The sequence below is a fragment of the Neobacillus vireti genome (assembly GCF_036962465.1).
Lineage (GTDB): Bacteria > Bacillota > Bacilli > Bacillales > Cytobacillaceae > Neobacillus > Neobacillus vireti_B.
Genome location: NZ_JBALNF010000029.1, coordinates 15248 through 16498 on the forward strand (window position 1 = coordinate 15248; position 1251 = coordinate 16498).

2 protein-coding genes are annotated in these 1251 nt (G+C 35.2%); one reads left to right on the forward strand and one right to left on the reverse strand.

Annotated elements, in window-relative coordinates; translation table 11 throughout:
• Positions 1–70: 70 nt before the first annotated feature.
• The gene (locus V7077_RS12925) at positions 71–478 is read right to left on the reverse strand and encodes an SET domain-containing protein (RefSeq protein WP_335502106.1); all 408 of its coding nucleotides are present in this window, start codon (positions 476–478) and stop codon (positions 71–73) included.
• Positions 479–710: 232 nt separating this feature from the next.
• Between V7077_RS12925 and V7077_RS12930 the strand changes: the two genes are divergently transcribed.
• Positions 711–1115 (forward strand): hypothetical protein, encoded by a 405-nt coding sequence (locus tag V7077_RS12930; RefSeq protein ID WP_335502109.1) that lies wholly within the window; start codon positions 711–713, stop codon positions 1113–1115.
• Positions 1116–1251: the final 136 nt, after the last annotated feature.

Consider the following 1251-nt stretch of genomic DNA (forward strand, 5'->3'; position numbering starts at 1 on the left):
ACTGAGGCTAAAAAGAAAAGAGCACAAAAAGTGTGCTCTTCTAAATTAGTAGTAATTGATTTCGGTCATTTTAATTTTCATTATCCGATGTTGACTTTTCTTTATCTTTATCAAACCAAAGCGGCTCATTATCATCAACATCACCATTATAATTGATCAGAATCTCTTCTCCTGCTTTAATATCCTTATAAGCAAAGAAATCAAAAGTATGGTTTGGAAAGTTAATTTCGTATGTTGCATTTGGCTGATAGGAATGGTTAAACAGCATCCCATACCCTAAAAGAATGGCAGTGTGATTGATCCCATATTCAAATGCATAATCAGCTAATAAAGTTTTCTCGATGTGAACGTGTTCCTCATTGGGATACGGAAGAACCGGTGCTTGATGAATCAACTCACCCTTTGCGATATCACAAGTCGCAAAAACCCCTCTGTTCAATTCCCCATCACTAAGCTTTGAAGTTTTTACCTCTATCATATTAATCACCTATTTGCTCTTTCTACAAAAGATTTATCACTATTAAGCTTGCCAGACTAATGACAAGAAAGCAAATACTTTTTGCTGCCATTCTGGTGCCTGTCACCATTTATTAGGTTTCTAAGGTGTTAAACTTGTTCTTATATCTGATTCAATAATTGTTTTCTTAGGTTATATTCACCACTGAACCATCATATTATAGAATATACGTTCGCACAAGGAGGCTGGCAGCATGGTTAGCAACAATGAGTCCTTGATTACTGGTGATATGTTAGTGAGGTATTATGAACTAAATAAACAAAAAAAAGAAATTGAACTGGAATTGGCTCATTTAAAAGACGCTTTTCAGACTTATTTTAATCAACTAGTTGGCAATCAGAAAAAAGGTGAAATTACCGTAAGTGGGTTCAAGCTGCAAAGACAAATACGCAAAACAGAGAAATTTCATGAAGTTGAAACCGTTAAACGACTAGAAGAATTAAAGATGTCAGACCTAATCCAGGTGATTAAAAAACCCGATGATACGAAAATTAAGGCTGCACTTGATTTAGGATTATTAATGCCCAGCCACTTAGAAGGCTGTATAGCAACTAGTTATAGCCCTGCGATATTGGTTAAACCAGTTACCCCCAGATAAAGGAAGAAAAAAGAGCTTGGATCTCCAAGCTCTTTTACTATCAATACCTTTTTTTTCACTTAATTTATAGCTTCATCCATCTTTTTCATGATAAAGCAGGTTCCATCTTCTGCAAAGTATAAGCATTCGCCTTGTT